Annotated in this window: 19 protein-coding genes; 18 read left to right on the top strand and 1 reads right to left on the bottom strand. The window is 63.3% G+C overall.

Going from position 1 to position 23,069, the window contains the following annotated elements:
* Positions 1-132: 132 nt before the first annotated feature.
* The 16 genes from mraZ to lpxC all read left to right on the top strand — a co-directional run bounded on the left by mraZ (position 133) and on the right by lpxC (position 17,936).
* Positions 133-588, top strand: coding sequence for a division/cell wall cluster transcriptional repressor MraZ (mraZ, locus tag ACTYOL_RS22305; RefSeq protein WP_004575120.1), 456 nt, complete (start codon positions 133-135; stop codon positions 586-588).
* A complete protein-coding gene (rsmH, locus tag ACTYOL_RS22300; protein WP_444757065.1) occupies positions 585-1,532 on the top strand; it encodes a 16S rRNA (cytosine(1402)-N(4))-methyltransferase RsmH in 948 nt (315 codons plus the stop codon). The genes mraZ and rsmH overlap by 4 nt, the downstream gene beginning before the upstream one ends.
* The gene (gene ftsL / locus ACTYOL_RS22295; RefSeq protein WP_063546012.1) at positions 1,529-1,822 is read left to right on the top strand and encodes a cell division protein FtsL; all 294 of its coding nucleotides are present in this window, start codon (positions 1,529-1,531) and stop codon (positions 1,820-1,822) included. The genes rsmH and ftsL overlap by 4 nt, the downstream gene beginning before the upstream one ends.
* Positions 1,822-3,552, top strand: coding sequence for a peptidoglycan D,D-transpeptidase FtsI family protein (locus ACTYOL_RS22290; RefSeq protein WP_162714455.1), 1,731 nt, complete (start codon positions 1,822-1,824; stop codon positions 3,550-3,552). The genes ftsL and ACTYOL_RS22290 overlap by 1 nt, the downstream gene beginning before the upstream one ends.
* Positions 3,552-5,039 (top strand): UDP-N-acetylmuramoyl-L-alanyl-D-glutamate--2,6-diaminopimelate ligase, encoded by a 1,488-nt coding sequence (locus ACTYOL_RS22285; RefSeq protein ID WP_153773189.1) that lies wholly within the window; start codon positions 3,552-3,554, stop codon positions 5,037-5,039. Before ACTYOL_RS22290 ends, ACTYOL_RS22285 begins: the two co-directional genes overlap by 1 nt.
* Complete coding sequence (locus ACTYOL_RS22280; protein ID WP_444757064.1) at positions 5,032-6,399, top strand: UDP-N-acetylmuramoyl-tripeptide--D-alanyl-D-alanine ligase; 1,368 nt, start codon at positions 5,032-5,034, stop codon at positions 6,397-6,399. Before ACTYOL_RS22285 ends, ACTYOL_RS22280 begins: the two co-directional genes overlap by 8 nt.
* A complete protein-coding gene (mraY, locus tag ACTYOL_RS22275) occupies positions 6,399-7,481 on the top strand; it encodes a phospho-N-acetylmuramoyl-pentapeptide-transferase (protein ID WP_054894005.1) in 1,083 nt (360 codons plus the stop codon). Before ACTYOL_RS22280 ends, mraY begins: the two co-directional genes overlap by 1 nt.
* A gap of 6 nt (positions 7,482-7,487) precedes the next feature.
* Positions 7,488-8,834 (top strand): UDP-N-acetylmuramoyl-L-alanine--D-glutamate ligase, encoded by a 1,347-nt coding sequence (gene murD / locus ACTYOL_RS22270; RefSeq protein WP_197891847.1) that lies wholly within the window; start codon positions 7,488-7,490, stop codon positions 8,832-8,834.
* Complete coding sequence (gene ftsW / locus ACTYOL_RS22265) at positions 8,831-10,045, top strand: putative lipid II flippase FtsW (RefSeq protein ID WP_054894007.1); 1,215 nt, start codon at positions 8,831-8,833, stop codon at positions 10,043-10,045. Before murD ends, ftsW begins: the two co-directional genes overlap by 4 nt.
* Positions 10,035-11,114 (top strand): undecaprenyldiphospho-muramoylpentapeptide beta-N-acetylglucosaminyltransferase, encoded by a 1,080-nt coding sequence (murG, locus tag ACTYOL_RS22260; RefSeq protein WP_112899083.1) that lies wholly within the window; start codon positions 10,035-10,037, stop codon positions 11,112-11,114. Before ftsW ends, murG begins: the two co-directional genes overlap by 11 nt.
* A complete protein-coding gene (gene murC / locus ACTYOL_RS22255) occupies positions 11,107-12,561 on the top strand; it encodes a UDP-N-acetylmuramate--L-alanine ligase (RefSeq protein ID WP_054894009.1) in 1,455 nt (484 codons plus the stop codon). The genes murG and murC overlap by 8 nt, the downstream gene beginning before the upstream one ends.
* Complete coding sequence (locus ACTYOL_RS22250; RefSeq protein WP_054894010.1) at positions 12,558-13,514, top strand: D-alanine--D-alanine ligase; 957 nt, start codon at positions 12,558-12,560, stop codon at positions 13,512-13,514. Before murC ends, ACTYOL_RS22250 begins: the two co-directional genes overlap by 4 nt.
* 5 nt (positions 13,515-13,519) lie before the next feature.
* Positions 13,520-14,389, top strand: a complete 870-nt coding sequence (locus ACTYOL_RS22245) for a cell division protein FtsQ/DivIB (protein ID WP_054894011.1) — start codon at positions 13,520-13,522, stop codon at positions 14,387-14,389.
* Between the two features lie 14 nt (positions 14,390-14,403).
* Entirely contained in the window at positions 14,404-15,660 is a 1,257-nt protein-coding gene (gene ftsA / locus ACTYOL_RS22240; RefSeq protein WP_054894012.1) for a cell division protein FtsA, read from the top strand.
* 55 nt (positions 15,661-15,715) lie between these two features.
* Positions 15,716-16,912 (top strand): cell division protein FtsZ, encoded by a 1,197-nt coding sequence (gene ftsZ / locus ACTYOL_RS22235; protein WP_444757063.1) that lies wholly within the window; start codon positions 15,716-15,718, stop codon positions 16,910-16,912.
* A 112-nt stretch (positions 16,913-17,024) separates the two neighbouring features.
* On the top strand, positions 17,025-17,936 hold the full coding sequence (lpxC, locus tag ACTYOL_RS22230) for a UDP-3-O-acyl-N-acetylglucosamine deacetylase (RefSeq protein WP_054894014.1): 912 nt from the start codon (positions 17,025-17,027) through the stop codon (positions 17,934-17,936).
* A 106-nt stretch (positions 17,937-18,042) separates the two neighbouring features.
* Here lpxC and ACTYOL_RS22225 read toward each other — a convergent pair whose 3' ends face one another.
* Positions 18,043-18,498 (bottom strand): DUF721 domain-containing protein, encoded by a 456-nt coding sequence (locus tag ACTYOL_RS22225; RefSeq protein WP_063546007.1) that lies wholly within the window; start codon positions 18,496-18,498, stop codon positions 18,043-18,045.
* Positions 18,499-18,848: 350 nt separating this feature from the next.
* Between ACTYOL_RS22225 and secA the strand changes: the two genes are divergently transcribed.
* Complete coding sequence (secA, locus tag ACTYOL_RS22220; RefSeq protein ID WP_054894016.1) at positions 18,849-21,584, top strand: preprotein translocase subunit SecA; 2,736 nt, start codon at positions 18,849-18,851, stop codon at positions 21,582-21,584.
* A gap of 163 nt (positions 21,585-21,747) precedes the next feature.
* On the top strand, positions 21,748-22,965 hold the full coding sequence (gene argJ, locus ACTYOL_RS22215; protein WP_054894017.1) for a bifunctional glutamate N-acetyltransferase/amino-acid acetyltransferase ArgJ: 1,218 nt from the start codon (positions 21,748-21,750) through the stop codon (positions 22,963-22,965).
* The last annotated feature ends 104 nt before the right edge of the window (positions 22,966-23,069 follow it).

The raw sequence follows: 23,069 nt of genomic DNA, 5'->3' as shown, positions 1-23,069 counted from the left end.
TGTAAGGGTTTTCCTTATGAACGCGCCTTGACGGTGTGGCGGACGGATTCCTATAGTGTGCGCAAGTGGCAGAAAGTGGGATGAAGTGGGTTTTCTGGCACAAAAAAGTTAACATTGTGGGGAATCGCAGCCGTGTTCCGCGGAGCTAACGCCGTCAGCCTCGATGCAAAGGGCCGTCTCGCCATGCCGAGCCGGTACCGTGACGAGCTCGATTCGCGTTGCAATGGTCAACTTATCGTGACCATCGACGCTGTTGATCCCTGCTTGTGTGTTTATCCCCTCGATGAGTGGGAGCAGATAGAAGCCAAGTTGCGTGCCTTGCCGTCGCTGCGTGAGGAAAACCGTCGCCTGCAGCGTTTGCTGATCGGTAATGCGGTGGACCTGGAGCTCGATGGCAGTGGTCGTTTCCTGGTGCCGCCCCGTTTGCGTGAGTACGCCAAGCTCGACAAGAAGGCGATGCTGGTGGGGCAACTGAACAAATTCCAGCTGTGGGATGAGGATGCCTGGAACGCGGTTTCGGCAGCCGACCTCGCAGCTATTCAACAACCGGGCGCCATGCCCGATGAACTGCGTGACCTGATCCTGTGACGATAGATAGCGGCTTCAACCACATCACCGTATTGCTCGACGAAGCTGTCGAGGCATTGGCCCTGCGCGCCGACGGTTGCTATCTGGACGGGACCTTCGGTCGCGGAGGGCACAGTCGTCTCATTCTCAGCAAGCTCGGGCCGCAAGGGCGGCTGTTGGGCTTCGACAAGGATCCACAGGCGATTGCCACGGGGCAAGCGCTGGCGGCCGAAGACGGCCGCTTTGTCATTGTGCAGCGCAGCTTCGCCGAGCTCGGTGATGAAGTGCGCGCGCGCGCGCTGGACGGCAAGGTCAGCGGTATCCTGCTCGACCTGGGTGTCTCCTCGCCGCAGCTGGACGATCCCGAGCGCGGCTTCAGTTTCCTCAACGATGGCCCGCTGGACATGCGCATGAATCCGGGCCAGGGCATCAGCGCGGCGGAGTTCATCGCGACCGCCCCCGTCGAAGAAATAGCCCGCGTGTTCAAGGAGTACGGCGAGGAGCGTTTTGCCGGCCGCATGGCGCGTGCGGTGGTCGAGCGTCGCGAGAAGCAGCCCTTCACCCGTACTGCCGACCTGGCCGAAGTGCTCAAGGTCGCCAACCCTGCGTGGGAAAAGGGTAAGAACCCGGCAACTCGGGCCTTCCAGGGGCTGCGCATTCACGTCAATAACGAGCTGGGTGACCTGGAAGCCGGCCTCGACGCCGCGCTCGAGGCGCTGGAAGTCGGCGGCCGCTTGGCGGTGATCAGCTTCCACTCGCTGGAAGACCGTATCGTCAAACTGTTCATGCGCAAGCTGGTCAAGGGCGAGGCGGATAACCTGCCACGCAACCTGCCGGTGCAGCACAAGGTCTTCGAACCTCGTATCAAGCTGATCGGCAAGGCGCAGTTCGCCTCCGATGCGGAACTCAAGGGCAACCCGCGTGCGCGCAGCGCCGTCATGCGCGTGGCGGAGAAGCTGCGGTGAGTCGCCTGTTCGCCAAGCCATTGCCAGGCGGAAGCTTCCTGATGCTTCTGCTGTTCGTTGGCGTGCTGGTGTCGGCCATCGCTGTCTCCTACAGCGCGCACTGGAACCGCCAGTTGCTCAACACGCTCTACAACGAGCTGAGCGAACGCGACAAGGCCCAGGCTGAGTGGGGGCGCCTGATTCTCGAGCAGAGCACCTGGACTGCCCACAGCCGCATCGAAAGCCTGGCCGCCGGCCAGTTGAAGATGCGCGTGCCCAACGCTGACGAAGTGCGGATGGTGACGCCATGATGAAGCTCGAGGGTGCACTCTACCCCTGGCGCTTCCGGGTCGTCGTTGGCCTGCTGGCGTTGATGGTCGGCGCCATCAGCTGGCGGATCATCGACCTGCAGGTGGTCGACCGCGACTTCCTCAAGGGCCAGGGTGATGCTCGCAGCCTGCGCCATATTCCGATTCCTGCACACCGTGGCCTGATCACCGACCGCAATGGTGAGCCTCTGGCTGTCAGTACGCCGGTCACCACGCTGTGGGCCAACCCCAAGGAGATGCAGGCGTCCAAGGATCGCTGGCCGCAACTGGCCGCTGTGCTCGGGCAGAACCCGCAGCAATTGATCGAGCGCCTCACTCAGCAGGCCAACAAGGAGTTCATCTACCTGGTTCGTGGCCTCACGCCCGAGCAGGGCCAGCAGGTGCTAGACCTTAAAGTGCCCGGTGTCTACGGCCTCGAAGAGTTCCGCCGCTTCTATCCGGCGGGTGATGTCACCGCGCACATGGTGGGTTTCACCGACCTGGATGACCATGGCCGTGAAGGTGTCGAGCTCGCCTACGACGAGTGGCTGGCCGGGGTGCCTGGCAAGCGACAAGTGATCAAGGACCGGCGCGGTCGCCTGATCAAGGATATTCAAGTCACGAAGAACGCCAAGGCCGGTAAGACCTTGGCGTTGTCGATAGATCTGCGCCTGCAGTACCTGGCGACTCGCGAGCTGCGCAACGCCATCGCCGAACAGGACGCCAAGGCCGGCAGCCTGGTGATCATGGACGTCAAGACCGGCGAGGTCCTGGCGATGGTCAACCAGCCAACGTACAACCCCAACAACCGCCGCAGCATGTTCCCGGCAGCCATGCGTAACCGGGCTATCATCGATGTCTTCGAGCCCGGCTCCACGGTCAAGCCGATCTCCATGAGTGCGGCCCTGCAGAGCGGGCGCTGGAAACCGACCGACAAGGTCGAGGTGTATCCGGGCAGCCTGCAGATCGGTCGCTACACGATCAAGGACGTGTCCAGGAGCGAGGGCCCGATCCTCGACCTGACCGGCATCCTGATCAACTCCAGTAACGTCGGCATGAGCAAGATCGCCTTCGATATCGGCGGCGAAGCCATCTATCGGGTGATGTCGCAGGTCGGCCTGGGGCAGTACACCGGCCTGGGCTTCCCGGGCGAGCGTGTTGGCAACCTGCCCAATCATCGTGAGTGGCGCAAGGCCGAGACAGCCACGCTCTCCTATGGATACGGCGTATCGGTCACCGCCCTGCAGTTGGTTCACGCCTACGCCGCGCTGGCCAACGACGGCAAGATGGTGCCGCTGTCGATTCTCAAGGTCGACAAGGCGCCGGAAGCCGTGCAAGCCATTCCGCAAGAAACCGCCAAGACCGTGCAGGGCATGTTGCAGCAGGTGATCGAAGCGCCGCGTGGTGTGTTCCGCGCCCAGGTGCCGTTCTACCATGTCGCTGGCAAGTCGGGTACGGCGCGCAAGGCCACGGTCGGCTCCAAGGGCTACACCGAAAACGCCTACCGCTCGCTGTTCGCAGGCTTCGGCCCGATGAGCGACCCGCGCTACGCCATCGTTGTGGTCATCGACGAGCCGGGCAAGGGCGGCTACTTCGGTGGCCTGGTCTCGGCGCCGGTGTTCAGCAAGGTCATGTCCGGCACCCTGCGGCTGATGAACGTGCCGCCGGATAACCTGCCGCCCGCGAACGCGCAGCAGGCCAGTGCAGTACCCGCCAAGGGAGGGCGTGGTTGATGACGATGCCATTGAGCAAGCTTTTCGCCCATGCCAGCCGCGATCCGTTGATTCGCGAGCTGACGCTCGACAGCCGCCAGGTGCGGCCGGGTGATCTGTTCCTGGCGGTGCCAGGTGCCAAGGTCGATGGTCGTGATCACATCGTCGATGCGCTTGCCCGCGGTGCCGCCGCCATTGCCTATGAAGAGCAGGGCGCCACGGTGTTGCCGCTGACCGACGTGCCGCTGATTCCGGTCAAGGGCCTGATCGCGCAACTGTCGGCCATCGCCGGCCGCTTCTATGGCGAGCCGAGCCGCCAACTCAATCTGGTCGGTGTGACCGGCACCAACGGCAAGACCAGCGTGACGCAACTGCTCGCCCAGGCCCTTGATCAGTTGGGCCAGCGCTGCGGTCTGATCGGCACCTTGGGCACCGGTTTCTACGGGGACTTGCAGAGCGGCCGCCTGACCACGCCAGATCCGATCGCCGTGCAAGCCACGCTCAACGACCTGAAGAAGGGTGGCGCTGAGGCCGTGGCGATGGAAGTGTCTTCCCATGCCCTGGAGCAGGGGCGCGTGGCAGCACTGGCCTTCGATATCGCGGTGATGACCAACCTGTCGCGCGATCACCTTGACTACCACGGCAGCATGCAGGCCTACGAGGCCGCCAAGGCCAAGCTGTTCGCCTGGCCGGACCTGCGCTGGCAGGTGGTCAACCTGGACGACGCCTTTGGTCGTCGTCTGGCCGAGGACTTTGCCCGCCGCCCGAGTGCCGATCATATCGAGACCCGGCTGCTCAGCTATAGCCTGGAAAACCCGGACGCCTCGCTGTTCTGCCGCGAAGCCCTTTTCGACGACGATGGCGTGTGCGCCATCCTGGTCACCGCTCAAGGCGAACGCACACTGCGCAGCCAACTGCTCGGGCGTTTCAACCTGAGCAACATGCTCGCTGCCGTGGCCACGCTGCTGGCGCTGGATTACTCGCTGGACGAAATCCTGAAAGTCATCCCGCAGTTGCAAGGGCCTGTCGGTCGCATGCAGCGCCTGGGCGGGGGAGCCAAACCGCTGGTGGTGGTCGATTACGCTCACACCCCCGATGCGCTGGAAAAGGTGCTCGAAGCCCTGCGTCCGCACGCCCACGGCAAGCTGCTGTGCCTGTTCGGTTGCGGCGGGGATCGCGATCGCGGCAAGCGTCCGCTGATGGCCGAAGTGGCCGAGCGTCTTGCCGACCGCGTGCTGGTCACCGACGACAACCCGCGTACCGAGGATCCGCTGCGGATCTTCGATGACATTCGCCCTGGTTTCGCCAAACCTGCCGACGCCGAGTTCGTCGCAGGTCGCGGCGAAGCCATCGCACACCTGATCGCCACCGCTGCCGCCGACGATGTGATCGTGCTGGCCGGCAAGGGGCACGAGGATTACCAGGAGATCAATGGCGAGCGCCTTGTTTTCTCCGATCTGGTCGAAGCCGAGAAGGCGCTTTCAGCCTGGGAGGCTCCACATGCTTAAGCCCATGACACTCAGCCAGCTGACCGCAGCACTGAGTGCTCGTCTGGTCGGGGCCGACGCCACCTTCACCGGTGTCAGCATCGACAGCCGCAGCGTGGCTGCGGGGCAACTGTTCATTGCACTGACCGGCCCGCGTTTCGATGGCCACGACTACCTTGCCGATGTGAAGGCCAAGGGCGCCGTGGCTGCGTTGGTCGAGCGCGAAATCGCCGATGTCGACTTGCCGCAGTTGCTGGTCGCCGATTGCCGCGTGGCGCTTGGCCTGCTGGGCGCGCTCAATCGCGCTGCCTTCGACAAACCGGTGGTCGCCATCACCGGCTCCAGCGGCAAGACCACGGTCAAGGAGATGCTGGCCTCCATTCTGCGCACCCGCGGCCTGGTACATGCCACCCGTGGCAACCTGAACAACGACCTCGGCGCGCCACTGACGTTGCTGGAGATCGCGTCCGAGCACAGCGCGGCGGTGATCGAGCTGGGTGCCTCGCGCATTGGCGAGATTCGCTACACCGTTGGCCTGACCCGGCCACAAGTCGTCATCCTTAACAACGCTGGCACCGCCCACGTGGGTGAATTCGGCGGCCCGGAGAAGATCGTCGAGGCCAAGGGCGAGATTCTCGAAGGTTTGGGGGAGGGCGGTATCGCCGTGCTCAACCTGGACGACAAGGCCTTTGACATCTGGCACAAGCGCGCTGGCGCGCACCAGGTGTTGAGCTTTGCCCTGAACAACGAGAAGGCCGACTTCCATGCCAGCGACATCGGTCGCGATGCGCGCGGCTGCCCCTCGTTCACCCTGCACGGTCCGAGCGGTAGTGCGTCGGTGCAGTTGAACCTGCTTGGTACGCATAACGTCGCCAATGCGCTGGCCGCTGCGGCTGGCGCCCATGCCGTAGGTGTGAGCCTGCCGGGCATCGCTGCCGGCCTTGCCGCAGTGCAGCCAGTCAAGGGCCGTTCCGTGGCACAGATTGCGCCCAGCGGTGCGCGGGTGATCGACGACACCTACAACGCAAACCCCACCTCTATGTGTGCCGCCATTGATATACTCGCCGGCTTTTCCGGACGCACCGTCCTGGTGCTCGGGGATATCGGCGAACTGGGGCAATGGGCCGAGGAAGGCCACCGGCAGGTGGGCGACTACGCACGTGGCAAGGTCGATGCCTTGTACGCGACTGGCACCAACATGGTTCATGCGGTCCAGGCCTTCGGCGCCAATGGCCGCCATTTCGCTACTCAAGCTGAGCTGATCGACGCCGTTCGTGCCGAGAGCGTCAGCGATACCACTATCTTGATCAAGGGCTCGCGCAGCGCTGCGATGGAAAACGTCGTGGCTGCATTGTGTGGTGCCAGCGGGGAGAAACATTAATGCTGCTGCTGTTGGCTGAGTATCTGCAACAGTTCTACAAGGGCTTCGCGGTCTTCCAGTACCTGTCCCTGCGCGGGATCCTGGGTGTGTTGACGGCGTTGTCCCTGGCACTGTGGCTGGGGCCCTGGATGATTCGTACCCTGCAGATTCGCCAGATCGGCCAGGCTGTGCGTAACGACGGCCCGCAATCGCACCTGTCCAAGTCCGGCACCCCGACCATGGGCGGTGCGCTGATCCTGTCTGCCATCGCCATCAGCACCCTGCTCTGGGCCGACCTGACCAATCGCTATGTATGGGTGGTGTTGATCGTCACCCTGCTGTTCGGCGCCATCGGCTGGGTCGACGACTACCGCAAGGTGATCGAGAAGAACTCGCGTGGCCTGCCGAGCCGCTGGAAGTACTTCTGGCAGTCGGTGTTCGGTCTCGGGGCTGCGGTCTTCCTCTACATGACCGCCCCGACCAGCGTCGAAACCACGCTGATCGTGCCGTTCCTCAAGGACTTCACCATTCCCCTGGGCGTTGGCTTCGTGGTGCTGACCTACTTCGTCATCGTCGGTTCGAGCAACGCGGTCAACCTGACCGACGGCCTCGATGGTCTGGCGATCATGCCGACGGTGATGGTCGGCGGTGCGCTGGGCATCTTCTGCTACCTGTCGGGCAACGTGAAGTTCGCCGAGTACCTGCTGATCCCTTATGTGCCGGGCTCGGGTGAGCTGATCGTGTTCTGCGGTGCGCTGATCGGTGCAGGCCTGGGCTTCCTTTGGTTCAACACCTACCCGGCACAGGTCTTCATGGGTGACGTCGGTGCCCTGGCGCTGGGGGCGGCGCTGGGCACCATCGCCGTGATCGTCCGCCAGGAAATCGTGCTGTTCATCATGGGCGGCATCTTCGTGGTGGAAACCTTGTCGGTGGTGATCCAGGTCGCATCGTTCAAGTTGACCGGCAAGCGTGTGTTCCGCATGGCGCCGATCCATCACCATTTCGAACTCAAGGGTTGGCCCGAGCCGCGAGTGATCGTCCGATTCTGGATCATCACCGTGATTCTGGTGCTGATCGGCCTTGCCACCCTGAAGCTGAGGTAAACGAGCGTGTCACTGATCGCTTCCGACCAATTCCGCATCGTTGTCGGCCTCGGCAAGAGCGGCATGTCCCTGGTTCGCTTCCTGGCGAACCGGGGTATTGCCTTTGCGGTCGCCGATACCCGCGAGCAACCGCCGGAACTGGACACCCTGCGCCGTGAATACCCGCAGGTGGAAGTGCGCTGTGGTGAACTGGATGTGGACTTCCTGTGCCGCGCCAACGAGCTCTACGTAAGCCCAGGCCTGGCACTGGCTACCCCGGCGTTGCAGCAGGCTGCCGCGCGCGGCGTGAAACTCTCCGGTGACATCGAGCTGTTTGCCCGCCATGCCAAGGCGCCAATCGTTGCCATCAGCGGCTCCAACGCCAAGAGCACGGTGACCACCCTGGTCGGCGAGATGGCTGCCAAGGCCGGCAAGCGTGTCGCTGTCGGCGGCAACCTCGGCACCCCGGCGCTTGACCTGCTCGACGATGCGGTCGAGTTGTACGTCATGGAGCTGTCGAGCTTCCAGCTCGAGACTACCGATCAGCTCAACGCCGAAGTGGCCACCGTGCTGAACATCAGCGAAGACCACATGGATCGCTACAATGGCCTGCCGGCTTATCACCTGGCCAAGCACCGCATCTTCCGCGGTGCGCGCCAGGTGGTAGTCAACCGTCAGGACGCCCTCAGCCGGCCCCTGCCCGTCGAAGGTCGTCCATGCTGGACATTCGGCCTCAACGCCCCGGACTTCAAGGCTTTTGGCCTGCGTGAAGTGGAGGGCGAGAAGTATCTGGCCTTCGAGTTCCAGACCCTGATGCCGGTGCGTGAGCTGAAGATCCGCGGTGCCCATAACCAGAGCAATGCCCTGGCAGCCCTGGCTCTGGGCCATGCCGCCGGTCTGCCGTTCGAGCCGATGCTCGAGGCTCTGCGCGAGTTCAAGGGGCTTGTCCATCGCTGCCAGTGGATCCGCGAGCGCAATGGCGTGAACTGGTACGACGACTCCAAGGCTACCAACGTCGGTGCTGCCCTGGCGGCCATCGAAGGCCTGGGTGCCGACATCGAAGGCAAGCTGGTGCTGATCGCCGGTGGCGACGGCAAGGGCGCTGATTTCGCCGCCTTGCGTCAGCCGGTCGCCGCCTATTGCCGCGCCGTGGTGTTGCTGGGGCGTGACGCCGAGCGCCTGGCCGAGACGTTCGGCGACAGCGTGCCGCTGGTCCGGGTCAAGACCCTGGACGAAGCCGTGCAGCGCTGCGCCGAGCTCGCCCAGCCAGGTGACGCGGTGCTGCTGTCGCCGGCCTGCGCCAGCCTCGACATGTTCAAGAACTTCGAAGAACGCGGGCGCTTGTTCGCCCAGGCAGCGGAGGGGCTGGCATGATCTTCGGCATCATCAAGCCGTATCCGTCGCCGCTGATCAGCGGTCGTGGCATCGACATCGACTTCGCCTTCCTTGCTGGCTGCCTGGCCTTGCTGGGGTTGGGCCTGGTAATGATCACCTCGGCGTCCTCGGAAGTGGCCGCCGTGCAATCCGGCAATCCGCTCTATCACATGATCCGCCACCTGGTGTATGTCGCGATCGGCCTTGTTGCCTGCGGTGTGACCATGATGGTGCCGATCGCCACCTGGCAGCGCATGGGCTTCATGATGCTGATCGGCGCCTTCGGCCTGCTGGTGCTGGTACTGGTGCCGGGGATCGGTCGGGAAGTGAACGGTTCGATGCGCTGGATCGGCTTCAGCTTCTTCAACGTCCAGCCTTCGGAGATCGCCAAGGTCTTCGTGGTCATCTATCTGGCGGGTTACCTGGTACGCCGCCAGACCGAGGTGCGCGAGAGCTGGATGGGCTTCTTCAAACCGTTCATCGTCCTGCTGCCCATGGCCGGCCTGCTGCTGATGGAGCCGGACTTCGGCGCCACCGTGGTGATGATGGGCGCTGCGGCGGCCATGCTGTTCCTGGGAGGGGTGGGGCTGTTCCGCTTCTCGCTGATGGTGGTGCTGGCGGTGGTCGCGGTGTTCATCCTGGTCCAGGCGCAACCCTACCGGATGGCGCGTCTGATCACCTTCACCGACCCCTGGTCCGATCAGTTCGGTTCGGGCTACCAGCTGACCCAGGCACTGATCGCCTTCGGTCGTGGCGAGTGGCTGGGCGTCGGCCTGGGCAACAGCGTACAGAAACAGTTCTACCTGCCTGAGGCGCACACCGACTTCGTGTTCTCGGTGCTGGCCGAAGAGCTTGGTGTAGTCGGCTCGCTGTGCACCGTCGCGCTGTTCGTGTTCGTCACCATCCGCGCCTTGTACATCGGCCTGTGGGCCGAGAAGGCCAAGCAGTTCTTCGCCGCCTACATGGCCTTCGGCCTGGCCTTCCTGTGGATCGGCCAGTTCCTGATCAACATTGGTGTGAACGTTGGCCTGCTGCCGACCAAGGGGCTGACGCTGCCATTCCTCAGCTACGGGGGCAGCTCGCTGGTGATCTGCTGCGCCTGCGTGGGGCTGTTGCTGCGTATCGAGTGGGAGAGTCGAACGCACCTGGGCAGCGAGGAGCACGAGTTCAAGGAGAGCGATTTTGCCGAGGAGACCAGTCATGGCCGCTGATGGCAAGAACGTACTGATCATGGCCGGTGGCACCGGGGGGCATGTGTTCCCGGCCCTGGCCTGCGCCCGCGAATTCCAGGCGCGCGGCTACAGCGTGCACTGGCTCGGTACGCCACGGGGTATCGAGAACGAACTGGTGCCCCAGGCTGGCTTGCCGCTGCACCTGATCCAGGTCAGCGGGCTGCGTGGCAAGGGCAAGCTGTCGCTGCTCAAGGCGCCGTTCACCCTGGTCAAGGCCGTGCTGCAGGCGCGGCGCATCATTCGTGAGCTCAAGCCGGTGTGCGTGTTGGGCTTTGGCGGCTATGTCACAGGCCCAGGCGGTGTTGCCGCGCGGCTGTGCGGTGTGCCGCTGGTGATTCACGAACAGAACGCCCGTGCAGGTACCGCCAATCGCCTGCTGGTGCCACTGGCTGCGCGAGTCTGCGAAGCTTTCCCCGACACTTTCGCTGCCAGCGAGAAGCGTCGGACCACCGGTAACCCGGTGCGCCCCGAACTGTTCCTGGAAACGCCTCGTGCGGCACTTGCCGAGCGTCGTGCGCGTCTTCTGGTGCTCGGTGGCAGCCTCGGTGCGGAACCATTGAACAAATTGCTGCCTAAGGCCCTGTCCGAAGTGACTGCAGACCTGCGGCCAGAGGTGTTCCACCAGGCTGGCAAGCAACATGCGTCGATCACCGCCGAGCGTTATCGCGAGGCCGGTATCGAGGCTCAGGTAGAGCCTTTCATCAAAGACATGGCCCACGCTTATGGCTGGGCCGACATGGTGGTGTGCCGGGCCGGCGCCCTGACCGTCAGCGAACTCGCGGCGGCAGGCCTGCCCTCGATGCTGGTGCCCTTGCCCCACGCGATCGACGATCACCAGACTCACAACGCCCAATATCTGGCTCGCGAAGGTGCCGCCTTCCTGATGCCACAAGCGACAACTGGCGCAGCGCAGCTCGCTGAACGCCTGAACGAGGTGCTGATGCAACCCGAGAAACTCAACACAATGGCCGGCACTGCGCGCCGCCTGGCCAAGCCTGCTGCAACCAGCACCGTGGTCGATATCTGCCTGGAGGTGGCCCATGGTTGAAAGCCAGAAAGCCATGCCGCAGCCCAAGATGGGCCGCATTCGCCGCATTCACTTCGTCGGTATCGGCGGCGTGGGCATGTGCGGTATCGCCGAAGTGCTGCTGAACCTGGGATACGAAGTGTCCGGTTCCGACCTCAAGGCCTCGCCGGTCACCCAGCGCCTGGAGTCGTTCGGCGCCGAAATTTTCGTGGGCCACCGTGCCGAGAACGCTGCCACCGCCGATGTACTGGTGGTCTCCAGCGCAATCAATCCGGCCAACCCTGAAGTTGCCACCGCGCTCGAACGCCGTATTCCGGTGGTGCCGCGTGCCGAGATGCTGGCCGAGCTGATGCGCTACCGCCACGGCATCGCTGTCGCCGGTACCCACGGCAAGACCACTACCACCAGCCTGCTGGCCTCGGTGTTCGCTGCCGGTGGCCTGGATCCGACCTTCGTCATCGGTGGCCGTCTGACTGCGGCTGGCACCAACGCCCAGCTCGGCACCAGCCGCTACCTGATCGCCGAAGCCGATGAAAGCGATGCGAGCTTCCTGCACCTGCAGCCGATGGTCGCTGTCGTCACCAACATCGACGCCGACCACATGGCGACCTACGAGGGTGACTTCAACAAACTGAAGAAGACCTTCGTCGAGTTCCTGCACAACCTGCCGTTCTACGGTCTGGCCGTGATGTGTTTGGACGATCCGGTCGTGCGCGAGATTCTGCCTCAGGTCAAACGTCCGACCGTCACCTACGGCTTCAGCGAAGAAGCCGACATCCGGGCCATCAATGTGCGCCAGCAGGGCATGCAGACGCATTTCACCGTACTGCGTCGCGACTGCGAGCCGCTGGAGGTGTCGGTGAACATGCCGGGCAACCACAATGTGCTCAACGCCCTGGCCACCATCGCCATTGCCACCGACGAGGGCATCAGTGACGACGCCATCATCCAGGGTCTGTCGGGCTTCCAGGGTGTGGGGCGACGCTTCCAGGTGTACGGCGAGCTGCCAGTCGAGGGCGGTAGCGTGATGCTGGTCGACGACTATGGCCATCACCCCACCGAAGTGGCGGCGGTGATCAAGGCCGTGCGCGGCGGTTGGCCGAGCCGGCGCCTGGTGATCGTCTACCAGCCGCACCGCTACAGCCGCACCCGCGATCTTTACGACGACTTCGTGCAGGTGCTGGGTGATGCCAACGTGCTGCTGCTGATGGAAGTCTATCCGGCCGGCGAGGAGCCGATCCCCGGCGCCGACAGCCGCCAGCTGTGCCACAGCATCCGCCAGCGCGGCAAGCTGGACCCGATCTACATCGAACGTGGTGCCGAGCTCGCGCCACTGGTCAAGCCATTGCTGCGCGCTGGTGACATCCTGATTTGCCAGGGTGCCGGCGATGTGGGTGGTCTGGCCCCGCAACTGATGAAAAGCCCGCTGTTCGCTGGCGCTGTCGCCAAGCAGGAGAAACCGCTGTGAGTACCGCCTACGACAAACTGCACTCCACGCTCGACGTCAAGGCCTTCGGCCGCGTCGCCGTGCTGTATGGCGGCAAGAGCGCCGAGCGCGAGGTTTCGCTCAAGTCGGGCGCCGCGGTGATCGAGGCGCTGACCTCGGCCGGCGTGGATGTGGTTGCCATCGATGTGGGTGACGATCTGCTCGCCCGCTTGCAAAGCGAGAAGATCGACCGCGCTTTCATCATTCTTCACGGCCGTGGTGGTGAAGACGGCAGCATGCAAGGCCTGCTCGAGTGCCTGGGCATTCCCTACACCGGCAGCGGCATCCTCGCCTCGGCGCTGGCCATGGACAAACTGCGCACCAAGCAGGTGTGGCAGAGCCTGGGCATTCCGACCCCGCGTCACGCCGTGCTGGCCAGCGAAAGCGACTGTGTCGAGGCCGGCAAGGAACTGGGCTTCCCGCTGATCGTCAAACCGGCCCATGAAGGTTCCAGCATCGGCATGGCCAAGGTGAACAGCGTCGAAGAGCTGGTTGCCGCCTGGAAGGACGCTGCCAAGTACGACTCCCAGGTACTGGTCGAGCAGTGGATCCACGGTCCGGAGTTCACCATTGCGGTGCTGCGCGGGCAGGTGCTGCCACCGATCGCACTGGGTACGCCGCATGTGTTCTACGACTACGACGCCAAGTACATCGCCAACGACACCCAGTACCGCATTCCATGCGGCCTGGACGCTGGCAAGGAACAGGAACTGATGGACCTGACTGCCCGCGCTTGCGATGCCATCGGCATCGAGGGCTGGGGCCGTCTGGATGTAATGCAGGACGAGCAGGGCCGGTTCTGGCTGCTCGAAGTCAACACCGCACCCGGCATGACCGATCATAGCCTGGTGCCCATGGCGGCCCGCGCGGCCGGTCTGGACTTCCAGCAGCTGGTGCTGGCGATCCTGGCCGAAAGCGTAGCGACGCGAGGTTAAGAGCCATGCAAGGCGCGATGATACGTCAGCAGCAACCCGTCACCGGCCGCAGCAAGCCGGTGCCGCGCGGTGCCAGCCGACTGGTGGCCGACGAGCCCGTATCGGCGCGCCTGCCACGGCCCAGCTTCGGTGGGCTGAAACGCCTGCTGTGGCCGGTGCTGCTGGTCGCTGCCGGCTTCGGCGCCTACGAAGGCGCGATCCGGTTGATGCCTTACGCCGACCGCCCGATCACCAAGATCGCCGTGCAAGGCGACCTGAGCTACATCAGCCAGCAGGCGGTGCAGCAGCGTATCGCGCCTTATGTCGCGGCGAGCTTCTTCAGTGTCGATCTGCCGGCGATGCGTACAGAACTCGAGCAGATGCCATGGATCGCCCACGCCGAAGTGCGTCGGGTATGGCCGGACGAGGTGGTGATCCGCCTCGAGGAACAACTGCCGGTCGCGCGCTGGGGCGATGAGGCCTTGCTCAACAACCAGGGCCAGGCGTTCACCCCGCGCGAGCTGGCCAACTATGAGCATTTGCCGCAGCTGTTCGGGCCGCAGCGCGCTCAGCAACAAGTCATGCAGCAGTATCAGGTATTGAGCCAGATGCTGCGCCCCATGGGATTCTCCATCGCTCGCCTGGAGCTGCGCGAGCGAGGCAGCTGGTTCCTGACCACCGGTGCGGGTAGCGCCGGCCCTGGCATCGAGCTGCTGTTGGGGCGCGATCATCTGGTGGAGAAGATGCGCCGGTTCATTGCCATATACGACAAGACACTCAAAGAGCAGATCACCAACATCGCCCGCATCGATCTGCGATACGCCAACGGATTAGCGGTTGGCTGGCGGGAACCGAATGCACCGACGACGGCCCAACCCGCCGTTGCGAAGAATTAGAGAGAGGCAGGACCATGGCAAACGCGCATAGCGGCAAAATGATCGTCGGGCTGGACATTGGCACCTCCAAGGTGGTGGCGCTGGTTGGCGAAGTGGCGGCGGACGGCACCCTCGAGATCGTCGGGATCGGTACGCATCCGTCCCGCGGCTTGAAGAAAGGCGTGGTGGTGAACATCGAGTCGACCGTGCAGTCGATCCAGCGCGCGGTGGAAGAAGCGCAGCTGATGGCCGGCTGCCGCATCCACTCGGCGTTCGTCGGTGTTGCCGGCAACCACATCCGCAGCCTGAACTCCCATGGCATCGTCGCCATCCGCGACCGTGAGGTCAGCGTCGCCGACCTCGAGCGCGTGCTCGATGCTGCCCAGGCCGTGGCCATCCCGGCCGACCAGCGCGTGCTGCACACCCTGCCCCAGGACTACGTGATCGACAACCAGGAAGGTGTGCGCGAGCCACTGGGCATGTCTGGCGTGCGTCTGGAAGCGAAAGTCCATGTGGTCACCTGCGCGGTCAACGCCGCCCAGAACATCGAGAAGTGCGTACGCCGCTGCGGCCTCGAGATTGACGACATCATTCTCGAACAACTGGCCTCGGCTTATTCGGTGCTGACCGATGACGAGAAAGAACTGGGCGTGTGCCTGGTGGACATCGGCGGCGGCACCACCGACATCGCCATCTTCACCGAAGGTGCGATCCGCCACACCGCGGTGATCCCGATTGCCGGTGACCAGGTCACCAACGACATCGCCATGGCCCTGCGTACACCTACGCAGTACGCCGAGGAAATCAAGATCCGCTACGCCTGCGCCCTGGCCAAGCTGGCCGGCGCCGGCGAGACCATCAAGGTGCCGAGCGTCGGCGATCGTCCGCCGCGCGAACTGTCGCGCCAGGCCCTGGCAGAAGTGGTCGAGCCGCGTTACGACGAGCTCTTCACACTGATCCAGGCCGAGTTGCGTCGCAGCGGCTACGAGGATCTGGTGCCGGCCGGCATCGTCCTGACCGGCGGTACATCGAAGATGGAAGGCGCCGTGGAACTGGCCGAGGAAATCTTCCACATGCCGGTACGCCTCGGCGTGCCGCACAGCGTTCGGGGGCTGAGCGACGTGGTGCGCAACCCGATCTATTCAACCGGCGTGGGACTGCTCACCTACGGCCTGCAAAAGCAGACCGAGGACCTGCCCCTGACCGGCAACAGCAGCAGCAACAGCTATGGCGATGAACCTAAGGCCCCGGTGCTTGAGCGCTTCAAGCGCTGGGTCCAAGGCAACTTCTAAGTTTCAAAGCAGTAGTGGTAGGCGCAAAAACTAGAGAACTGTAAGGAGAGGGAAAATGTTCGAGCTCGTAGACAACGTCCCGCAAAGCCCGGTCATCAAAGTGATCGGTGTCGGTGGTGGTGGTGGCAACGCCGTCAACCACATGGTCAAAAGCAGCATCGAAGGTGTGGAATTCATCTGCGCCAACACCGATGCCCAGGCGCTGAAGAACATTGGCGCACGCACCATCCTGCAACTGGGGACCGGTGTGACCAAGGGCCTGGGTGCCGGTGCCAATCCGGAAGTCGGTCGTCAGGCCGCGCTGGAAGACCGTGAGCGCATCGCCGAAGTGCTGCAAGGCACCAACATGGTGTTCATCACCACTGGCATGGGCGGCGGTACCGGTACCGGTGCTGCGCCGATCATCGCCGAAGTGGCAAAGGAAATGGGCATCCTCACCGTTGCGGTGGTGACCCGTCCGTTCCCGTTCGAGGGTCGCAAGCGCATGCAGATTGCCGATGAAGGCATCCGCATGCTGGCTGAAAGCGTTGACTCGCTGATCACCATCCCCAACGAGAAGCTGCTGACCATCCTGGGCAAGGATGCAAGCCTGCTGTCTGCCTTCGCCAAGGCCGACGACGTGCTGGCTGGCGCCGTGCGCGGTATCTCCGACATCATCAAACGTCCGGGCATGATCAACGTCGACTTCGCCGACGTGCGCACCGTGATGGGCGAGATGGGCATGGCCATGATGGGCACCGGCTGCGCCAGCGGTCCTAACCGTGCTCGTGAGGCCACCGAGGCGGCGATTCGCAACCCGCTGCTCGAGGACGTCAACCTGCAGGGTGCCCGCGGTATCCTGGTGAACATCACCGCAGGTCCTGACCTGTCGCTGGGTGAGTACTCCGACGTGGGGAGCATCATCGAGGCCTTCGCCTCCGACCACGCGATGGTCAAGGTCGGCACCGTGATCGATCCTGACATGCGCGACGAGCTGCACGTCACCGTGGTCGCTACTGGCCTGGGTGCGCGCATCGAGAAGCCGGTCAAGGTCGTCGACAACACGCTGCAGACCGCACAGCAGGTGTACGAGTCCTCCAACCCGGCTCCGGTTCGCCAGGAGCAGACGGCGGTGAACTACCGTGACCTGGAGCGTCCGACCGTGATGCGCAACCAGGCACACGCAGGCGCTGCGGCTGCGGCTAAACTCAACCCACAGGACGATCTGGACTACCTTGACATCCCGGCCTTCCTGCGTCGCCAGGCCGATTGATGGAATTTATCAGGGGTATAAGGGTGATTGGTGTTCAGCAAAGGCCGGGTCTGCTATCATTCTCAGCCTTTGTTGATACCAATTCGCAATTAGCGCTAAAGCGGCCAATGCCATGATTAGACAACGCACCCTGAAGAATACCATTCGTGCCACAGGTGTCGGCCTGCATTCCGGAGAGAAGGTCTACCTGACTCTCAAGCCAGCACCCGTGGATACCGGCATCGTTTTCCGCCGCGCTGACCTCGACCCTGTGGTCGAAATCCCGGCGCGTGCGGCCAACGTCGGCGAGACAACCATGTCGACGACGCTGGTCAACGGTGACGTCAAGGTCGATACGGTCGAGCACCTGCTCTCTGCCATGGCGGGCCTGGGCATCGATAACGCCTACGTCGAGCTCTCCGCCTCGGAAGTGCCGATCATGGATGGCAGCGCCGGTCCCTTTGTATTCCTGATTCAGTCCGCCGGCCTGGAAGAACAGGACGCCGCTAAAAAGTTCATCCGTATCCTGCGCGAAGTCAGCGTGGAGGAGGGCGACAAGCGCGCCACCTTCCTGCCCTTCGACGGGTTCAAGGTGAGCTTCGAGATCGACTTCGATCACCCGGTCCTCAAGGGCCAGACCCAGAGTGCAGTGGTTGATTTCTCCAGCACGTCGTTCGTGAAGGAAGTCAGCCGAGCACGCACCTTCGGTTTCATGCGTGACATCGAGTACCTGCGCAAGCACAACCTTGCGTTGGGTGGCAGTGTCGAGAACGCCATCGTGGTCGACGAGACCGGTGTGCTCAACGAAGACGGACTTCGCTCCGATGACGAATTCGTCAAGCACAAGATCCTCGACGCCATTGGCGACCTCTATCTGCTGGGCAACAGCCTGATCGGCGAGTTCAAGGGCTACAAGTCCGGACACGCGCTGAACAACCAGTTGCTGCGCAAGCTGATCGCAGAAACGGACGCCTGGGAAGTGGTGACTTTCGAAGATGCCAGTACGGCACCGATCTCCTACATGCGCCCTGTTGCGGCCGTGTAAGTTCGAACACTCTCTAGTTCATTGAGGCCACCTTCGGGTGGCCTTTTTTATTGGCGCGCCCATGGCCGAGCGGTGTTTGACGCCTTCGCAGATAACGCCTGGAACTTCAGGTCTTGTCGTGGGCGTGTGCTGCAAGCCGTTCCAGCGCGGCCCGCAGTTTTTCGTCATCAATGCCTTGCGCCGTCTCGCGCAGGCTTTGTGCCGCTTGTTGCGACAACTCGGTGGTGTGTGTCGGGCGCGCGGGTGCGCCAACTGGTGGTTGCACCTGGAACTTGATGCGCTGCAGGTTGGCGAAGGCTTCCATGGCTCGCAGCGTTGTCAGCAGGCGCTTCTGCTGGTAGCGCAGACGAGTTGCCCAATGGCCGTCCGTCACCACCAGGAGCAGACAGCCATCGCGCCAGGAGGCCACATGACAGTGTGCCCTGGCAGCGGGCTGCAACTGGCTTTCCAGCAAACGCTGCAGGTGCTCGAGGCGCTCGGCCTGGTTGAGCAGCAGGCGCAGCGGCCTGGCCTGGCGCAGCAAGGCGGCGGGTGGCTGGGCAGAAGGGGGTTTGTAGGCCATCGGAGTACGCATGAGGTTACAAGATTGGCAGTCTAACAGATGCCGCCAGGGCCGTTGCCTGTGCCGGACGCTTTGCCGGCAGCACCGATCCTGGGGGCGGTGCAGAGGGTGCAGGCGCAGGCCCGCCCGCGAGGACGCCAAACACGTTTCATCTCTGGCCGCCTTGAACTTGAGGAAAATGTCCCTATGTTAGAGAGGCCCCGTTTAAAGCGCTGTGCCAGCATCGTGGAAATCCACCACTTTCCTCACCAACGTTTCCGGGTAGAATGCTCGTTCGCATGCGGCCCAAGGGCTGCACGGGCGACTCACGGGGCCGCCCTCCATCCCTAAGTGTGGAAGATCCTGCCGATATGTTTGCGCCTTTGTTAAAAAAACTTTTTGGAAGCAAGAACGAGCGTGAAATCAAGCGCATGCTCAAGACGGTCAGCACCGTCAATGCCTTCGAAGAGAAGATGGTGGCCCTCTCCGACGAGCAACTGCGTGGCAAGACCGCAGAGTTCAAAGAGCGCCTGGCCAAAGGCGAAACCCTCGACCAGTTGTTGCCCGAAGCCTTCGCCGTGGCCCGTGAGGCCGGCAAGCGTGTCATGGGCATGCGCCACTTCGATGTCCAGCTGATCGGTGGCATGACCCTGCATGAGGGCATGATCGCAGAAATGCGTACCGGTGAAGGCAAGACCTTGGTCGGTACCCTGGCGGTCTACCTGAATGCGCTGTCCGGCAAGGGCGTGCATGTGGTCACGGTCAACGACTACCTGGCTCGCCGTGACGCCAACTGGATGCGTCCGCTGTATGAATTCCTCGGCCTCAAGGTGGGCATCGTCTCGGCCTTCCAGCCGCCGGAAGAAAAGCGCGCCGCCTATGCTGCCGACATCACCTACGGCACCAACAACGAATTCGGTTTCGACTACCTGCGCGACAACATGGCGTTCAGCCAGGACGAGAAGTTCCAGCGTGAGCTGAACTTCGCCGTGATCGACGAAGTCGACTCCATCCTCATCGACGAAGCGCGTACCCCGCTGATCATCTCCGGTCAGGCCGAAGACAGCTCCAAGCTGTACATCGAGATCAACCGCCTGATCCCGCGCCTGAAGCAGCACATCGAAGAAGTCGAAGGCCAGGTGACTCAAGAGGGTCACTTCACCATCGACGAGAAGAGCCGCCAGGTCGAGCTCAACGAGGCCGGTCACCAGTTCATCGAGGAGATGCTCACCCAGTCCGGCCTGCTGGCCGAAGGCGAGAGCCTCTACTCGGCCCACAACCTGGGCCTGCTCACCCATGTCTACGCGGGCTTGCGTGCGCACAAGCTGTTCCACCGCAACGTCGAGTACATCGTCCAGGACGGCCAGATCCTGCTGATCGACGAGCATACCGGCCGTACCATGCCGGGCCGTCGCCTGTCCGAAGGCCTGCACCAGGCCATCGAGGCGAAGGAAAACCTGAACATCCAGGCCGAGAGCCAGACCCTGGCTTCGACCACCTTCCAGAACTACTTCCGTCTCTACACCAAGCTGTCCGGCATGACCGGTACTGCCGACACCGAAGCGTTCGAGTTCGCCCAGATCTACAACCTCAACGTGATGGTCATTCCGCCGAACAAGCCGCTGGCACGGAAGGACTTCAACGACCTGGTCTACCTCACCGCCGACGAGAAGTACGCGGCGATCATCGCCGACATCAAGGAAAGCATGGCCAAGGGCCGTCCTGTCCTGGTGGGTACCGCGACCATCGAGACCTCCGAGCACATGTCCAACCTTCTGCAGAAGGAAGGCATCGACCACAAGGTCCTGAACGCCAAGTACCACGAGAAGGAAGCCGAGATCATCGCCCAGGCCGGTGCGCCGGGCGCCCTGACCATCGCCACCAACATGGCCGGTCGTGGTACCGACATCCTGCTGGGCGGTAACTGGGAAGCCGAAGTCGCTGCCCTGGAAAACCCGACCAGCGAGCAGATCGCGCAGATCAAGGCCGACTGGCAGAAGCGCCACCAGCAGGTGCTGGAAGCCGGTGGCCTGCACGTGATCGCCTCCGAGCGTCACGAGTCGCGTCGTATCGACAACCAGCTGCGTGGCCGTGCCGGCCGTCAGGGCGATGCCGGTTCGAGCCGCTTCTACCTGTCGCTGGAAGACAGCCTGATGCGTATCTTCGCCTCCGACCGGGTGAAGAACTTCATGAAGGCGCTGGGCATGCAGTCCGGCGAAGCCATCGAGCACCGCATGGTCACCAACGCCATCGAAAAAGCGCAGCGCAAGGTCGAAGGTCGCAACTTCGACATCCGCAAGCAGCTGCTCGAATACGACGACGTGGCCAACGAGCAGCGCAAGGTGATCTACCACATGCGCAACAGCCTGCTGGCTGCCGAGAACATCGGCGACACCATCGCCGAGTTCCGCAAGGAAGTGCTCGACGCCACCATCAGCCAGCACATTCCGCCGCAGTCGCTGCCCGAGCAGTGGGACGTGGCGGGCCTTGAGGCCGCGCTGTCGAGCGACTTCGCCATGAAGCTGCCGATCCAGCAGTGGCTCGACGAGGACGATCACCTCTACGAGGAGACCCTGCGCGAGAAGCTGCTGAACGAGATCACCACCGCCTACACCGAGAAGGAAGACCAGGCCGGCATCGACGCCCTGCGCACCTTCGAGAAGCAGATTCTGCTGCGCGTGGTGGACGACCTGTGGAAAGACCACCTGTCGACCATGGATCACCTGCGCCACGGTATCCACCTGCGCGGCTATGCCCAGAAGAACCCGAAGCAGGAGTACAAGCGCGAGTCGTTCACCCTGTTCCAGGAGCTGCTCGAGTCGATCAAGCGCGACACCATCCGTGTGCTCTCGCACGTCCAGGTTCGCCGCGAAGACCCTGCCGAAGAAGAAGCCCGCCTGCGCCGCGAGGCCGAGGCACTGGCCAGCCGCATGCAGTTCCAGCATGCCGCAGCCCCAGGTCTGGAAAGCGAGCAACTGAGCGAGGAGGGCGCCGAAGTGGCTGTAGCCTCTGCGCCCGTTCGCAACGAACAGAAGCTGGGCCGCAACGAGCCGTGCTGGTGTGGTTCGGGCAAGAAGTTCAAGCATTGCCATGGTCAGATCGAGTGATTCGATCCGTCACCTGACATCTACAGGGCCGCTTGGCGGCCCATCGCGGCACAAGGCCGCTCCCACAGGCATCGCACAGAACCTGTAGGAGCGGCCTTGTGCCGCGATGGGGCGCAAAGCGGCCCCGCTTTTCGCAACTCATTCATTTTCTAGGAGCGCTCCAATGGCTGTCGGTCTCGGTCCCCTGCCTACCCTGCACCCGGTTCCCGGTTTCGAACTCGGCATCGCTTCGGCGGGCATCAAGCGCCCTGGGCGCAAGGACGTGGTGGTGATGCGCTGCGCCGAAGGCTCCAGCGTTGCCGGCGTGTTCACCCTCAACGCCTTCTGCGCCGCTCCCGTGATCCTCTCCAAGCAGCGCGTGCAGGGCACTGTGCGCTACCTGCTGACCAACACCGGTAACGCCAACGCCGGTACCGGTGCGCCGGGCCTGGCCGCCGCCGAGCGCACCTGCGCCAAGCTGGCCGAGCTGACCGGCGTGCCTGCCGAGTCCGTGCTGCCATTCTCCACCGGGGTGATCGGCGAGCCGCTGCCGGTCGAGAAGATCGAAGGCGCGCTGCAGGCTGCGCTGGACAACCTTTCGGAAAACAACTGGGCCGAAGCCGCTACTGGCATCATGACCACCGACACCCTGCCCAAGGGTGCCAGCCGTCAGTTCCAGCACGACGGCGTCACCGTCACGGTCACCGGGATCAGCAAAGGTGCAGGCATGATCCGCCCGAACATGGCCACCATGCTCGGCTACATCGCCACCGACGCCAAGGTCGCCCCGGCTGTGCTCAAGGACCTGATGCTCGACGGTGCCAACAAGTCGTTCAACCGCATCACCATCGATGGCGACACCTCGACCAACGATTGCTGCATGCTGATCGCCACCGGCAAGGCCAACCTGCCGGAGGTGACTGAGGCAAGTGGCGCGCTGTTCGAAGCGCTGAAGAAGGCCGTGTTCGACGTGTGCATGGAAGTGGCCCAAGCCATCGTCCGTGATGGCGAAGGTGCGACCAAGTTCGTGACCGTGCAGGTCAATGGCGGCGGGAATCATCAGGAGTGCCTGGATGTCGGCTATGCCGTCGCTCATTCGCCGCTGATCAAGACTGCACTGTTCGCCTCCGACCCCAACTGGGGCCGCATTCTGGCTGCCGTCGGCCGCGCAGGCGTGCCGGAACTGGACGTCAGCCTGATCGATGTGTACCTGGACAGCGTGTGCATCGCCAGCAAGGGCGGTCGCAGTCCGAGCTACACCGAAGAGCAAGGTTCGGCGGTGATGGCCCAGGAAGAGATCACCATTCGTATCGAACTGGGTCGCGGTCAGTGCAGCGAAACCATCTGGACCACTGATCTGTCCCACGAGTACGTGAAGATCAACGCCGAATACCGTACCTGATCCACCCAAGGCCGCTGCCACAGGCTCGAAGGGGACCTGTGGAGCGGCCTTGTGTCGCGATGGGCTGCGCAGCAGCCCTGAATCCAAAGAGCAATGGAGCCGAA

The organism is Pseudomonas sp. A014, from assembly GCF_052378495.1.
In the GTDB taxonomy this organism is placed as follows: domain Bacteria; phylum Pseudomonadota; class Gammaproteobacteria; order Pseudomonadales; family Pseudomonadaceae; genus Aquipseudomonas; species Aquipseudomonas machongensis.
Note: the sequence above shows the minus strand (reverse complement) of the source record. Positions and strands in the feature narration are given on the sequence as shown.

Coding starts and splice junctions, on each gene's coding strand:
- secA (WP_054894016.1), top strand. CDS start 18,849: ATGTTTGCGCCTTTGTTAAAAAAACTTTTTGGAAGCAAGAACGAGCGT.
- ACTYOL_RS22245 (WP_054894011.1), top strand. CDS start 13,520: ATGCAAGGCGCGATGATACGTCAGCAGCAACCCGTCACCGGCCGCAGC.
- lpxC (WP_054894014.1), top strand. CDS start 17,025: ATGATTAGACAACGCACCCTGAAGAATACCATTCGTGCCACAGGTGTC.
- murG (WP_112899083.1), top strand. CDS start 10,035: ATGGCCGCTGATGGCAAGAACGTACTGATCATGGCCGGTGGCACCGGG.
- ACTYOL_RS22225 (WP_063546007.1), bottom strand. CDS start 18,498: ATGGCCTACAAACCCCCTTCTGCCCAGCCACCCGCCGCCTTGCTGCGC.
- ACTYOL_RS22285 (WP_153773189.1), top strand. CDS start 3,552: ATGACGATGCCATTGAGCAAGCTTTTCGCCCATGCCAGCCGCGATCCG.
- mraY (WP_054894005.1), top strand. CDS start 6,399: ATGCTGCTGCTGTTGGCTGAGTATCTGCAACAGTTCTACAAGGGCTTC.
- ACTYOL_RS22280 (WP_444757064.1), top strand. CDS start 5,032: ATGCTTAAGCCCATGACACTCAGCCAGCTGACCGCAGCACTGAGTGCT.
- ACTYOL_RS22290 (WP_162714455.1), top strand. CDS start 1,822: ATGAAGCTCGAGGGTGCACTCTACCCCTGGCGCTTCCGGGTCGTCGTT.
- murC (WP_054894009.1), top strand. CDS start 11,107: ATGGTTGAAAGCCAGAAAGCCATGCCGCAGCCCAAGATGGGCCGCATT.
- ftsZ (WP_444757063.1), top strand. CDS start 15,716: ATGTTCGAGCTCGTAGACAACGTCCCGCAAAGCCCGGTCATCAAAGTG.
- argJ (WP_054894017.1), top strand. CDS start 21,748: ATGGCTGTCGGTCTCGGTCCCCTGCCTACCCTGCACCCGGTTCCCGGT.
- ftsW (WP_054894007.1), top strand. CDS start 8,831: ATGATCTTCGGCATCATCAAGCCGTATCCGTCGCCGCTGATCAGCGGT.
- ftsA (WP_054894012.1), top strand. CDS start 14,404: ATGGCAAACGCGCATAGCGGCAAAATGATCGTCGGGCTGGACATTGGC.